Annotated in this window: 2 protein-coding genes and 2 pseudogenes; 2 read left to right on the top strand and 2 right to left on the bottom strand. The window is 59.7% G+C overall.

Annotated features, from left to right (window positions below):
• Positions 1 to 824: alpha/beta hydrolase (locus WCJ52_RS12490; RefSeq protein ID WP_336903631.1), on the bottom strand; the 824-nt coding region annotated here is incomplete at its 3' end.
• A gap of 103 nt (positions 825 to 927) precedes the next feature.
• Between WCJ52_RS12490 and WCJ52_RS12485 the strand changes: the two are divergent.
• Positions 928 to 1,173: pseudogene (locus tag WCJ52_RS12485) on the top strand (FAD-dependent cmnm(5)s(2)U34 oxidoreductase); the annotation flags it as partial.
• Positions 1,174 to 1,197: 24 nt separating this feature from the next.
• On the opposite strand, the gene WCJ52_RS12480 reads toward WCJ52_RS12485, so the two are convergent.
• The gene (locus WCJ52_RS12480; RefSeq protein ID WP_336903632.1) at positions 1,198 to 2,196 is read right to left on the bottom strand and encodes a hypothetical protein; all 999 of its coding nucleotides are present in this window, start codon (positions 2,194 to 2,196) and stop codon (positions 1,198 to 1,200) included.
• Between the two features lie 268 nt (positions 2,197 to 2,464).
• Between WCJ52_RS12480 and WCJ52_RS12475 the strand changes: the two are divergent.
• Positions 2,465 to 2,895 (top strand): annotated as a pseudogene (locus WCJ52_RS12475) (FAD-dependent cmnm(5)s(2)U34 oxidoreductase); the annotation flags it as partial.

The raw sequence follows: 2,895 nt of genomic DNA, 5'->3' as shown, positions 1-2,895 counted from the left end.
CCCGGTATGACCTCCAGCCGGATCCGGCCATCCGCAGTCAGCCCGGCCTCATGGCCATCGGACCGGCAGGTCGAACCAGTCTCGGCCTTGAGGATCCGGATCGGGACGCCCGCGCTCTCGAAGGACGGCCAGGGATCGTGGCCGTGGCTGGCGAAGTTCGAGGCCTCCCAGGCGGGCGGGCAGTTCAGCTCGACCTCGCCGGACTGCGTGTCGTGGAAGCCGTCCTCCACATAGTCGGCCAGCATTTCGGGGGTCCAGGCGCGGAAGGCACCCTTGCCGCTATAGGAGGTGATCACGACGTCACGGCTGGGGAAGACCGGCCGGCGTCGGAGGGCGCCCTGGAGCAGGGGATTGTCGCCGGTCAGGGGCCGGTTCCCGTTCTGGGCGGCAAAGCCCGGCGCCATGATCACCGGGTCGAAGAGGGCGATCCCCCGAACCCGCCCGGGCGCCTCGGCGGCGGCCATCAGGCTGATTGTGCCACCCATGGAATGTCCGCCCAGGACCGCATTGCGGATGTCGAGCGCCTCGAGCACGGCCTTGAGGTCGGGCACCAGGTCGTACCAGTTGCGGCCCGGGTCCTCGAGCCGGGGCGGCAGGCCCGACAGGCCATGGCCCCGCTGATCGATGGCGAGGATCCTCAGCCGGTCGGACAGGGGCCCCAGGATCGACCGGTAGGTCAGGGCATTGAAGCCGTTGGCGTGGGAAAAGACGATGTCGACCGGGCGGTCCTGAGGGCCCATCTCTATGGCGGTCCCATGGCCGCCGACGGACGGAAGATCGAAGCGCAGGCGGCGGAATTCGAAACCCGGAACAGTGCTGGTCATGGACGGTCAGTCTCCCCTTGGCCTCTTCTAGCGCCTCGCCGTCCGACGCGCACCCGGAAGGATCACCCTTGCGAACCCTTCGCCACCGGGCCTAGGTCGCGGCATGACTGCGGACCCGCCGCCCATCGAATGGACCGAGGACGGACGTCCCCGTTCCGCCCTCTACGGAGACGCCTACTTCGGCGCCGACGACGGCCTGTCGGAATCCCGGGCGGTGTTCCTGGAGGGCTGCGGCCTGCCCGGGGCCTGGGCTGGGCGCCGGTCTTTCACTGTCGCCGAACTGGGCTTCGGGACCGGGCTCAACATCCTGGCCCTGCTGGACCTCTGGCGCCGGGAAGGCCCTGCAGGATATTTTACTGGGGTCTTCGGGAAATTATTGAGCAGCAATTGGTCTATTCTGTCTCGAATCACTCCGTATACATTCACCCATCCGAGACAGTGACTGTGGAATGCCACCTTCATGGAAGGAGTATGTAGCAAGGTCGATATTTGGGTACGCTAGCGGGACGTCGAAGTTAACCATCCGGATCTGGGCGTTAAACCCACGGTTCCTTAATTTACTATATATCTTCTGGGAATTTGATTTATCGACAATTCGATCTCGCGGGTCCTGGGTAACTAAAACTATCTCCGAGCCCGGAGCCCTTTTGTCTAGATAGTCAATCGGTCGAGTAGGATTTGAGACACCATAGTATGAAGCACTTATACCATACTGTTTCAAGTATACTTGTTGTCTATCTGCAGGAGCAGCATATAAAACCACACAACGCAAATCAGATCTCAGTCCGATGATTTTGACTGCAGCAGCCCCAGACAGTGAAAGGCCCGCAAGATTTACGTACTTCGCGTTCCACATCCTTTTAACATCATCAATCTGTCGGTTAACGATTTGAGGTCCTGACTCCCGATCAATTAGATCAGGGCTTCCAGACGCTCCAAATGAACCTGGCAAAGGAATGACGACGAATTGATCGGGACCTTGATAGTATGATGACGCCTCTGCCATCCCTTTTATGAGAAGACTGGGGGATAAATATACATATTTGACGTATACCTCTAATTTTTCTACTTTAACACCGAATAGCTCTTTACGAATTTGAGCCCTCGTAGTGCCTCCAGGGGGTAATAGTATTATTGTTAAATAATCGGTGTGTTTTTGTAAATTTGATTTACCTATATTATATATTGGTGTAATGTATTTTCGATCTTCATACTCGCCGACAGCAACAGGTTGGTATTTACTACTGATTTTGAACGATCCGAGGTTGTAGTAGGTGACGGGAATATCTGGGATTTTCCGTTGGCATGCTCCCAACAAGCACATAGTCGCTCCTATTGCTGCACAGACTTGTTTCATTGGGAACTTCTCCATACTGAGGCATCCAATGTCTGTGTGCCCGGTCAGCCCCTTCGAACTAACCGGGCACTAAGCAACAAGTAGTTCAATTAAGAATGTATCCCACGGTCAGCTCGGTGGTGCTGGTGGACTAGGGTCTGGGGCGGAGGAAGTCGGGTTACGAGCGTAGGTGCCTTCTGGGGAAAAGCAAAGCGGTCCCTACAGCGAATTCATCTGGGCCGTCCGACGCGCACCCGGGAGGATCACCCTTGCGAACCCTTCGCCACCGGGCCTAGGTCGCGGCATGACTGCGGACCCGCCGCCCATCGAATGGACCGAGGACGGACGTCCCCGTTCCGCCCTCTACGGAGACGCCTACTTCGGCGCCGACGACGGCCTGTCGGAATCCCGGGCGGTGTTCCTGGAGGGCTGCGGCCTGCCCGGGGCCTGGGCTGGGCGCCGGTCTTTCACTGTCGCCGAACTGGGCTTCGGGACCGGGCTCAACATCCTGGCCCTGCTGGACCTCTGGCGCCGGGAGGGCCCTGCGGAGGGGCGCCTGCACCTCTTCAGCATCGAGGCCCACCTCATGACCCGGGAAGACGCCGCCCGGGCCCTTGCCGCCTGGCCGGAGCTGTCGGAAATCGCTTCGGCCCTCCTGTCCCGCTGGCCGGCCCGGCGGCGGGGTTTCCACCGGATCGCGTTTCCCGAGTTTCGGGCCTGCCTGGACCTGGCCCT

This window comes from Phenylobacterium sp., assembly GCF_037138395.1.
Lineage (GTDB): Bacteria > Pseudomonadota > Alphaproteobacteria > Caulobacterales > Caulobacteraceae > Phenylobacterium.
This window is presented reverse-complemented; position numbering and strand designations above follow the sequence as displayed.

Bases quoted from the DNA above. Each gene is read 5' to 3' on its own strand.
- WCJ52_RS12480 (WP_336903632.1), bottom strand. From the start codon at position 2,196: ATGGAGAAGTTCCCAATGAAACAAGTCTGTGCAGCAATAGGAGCGACT.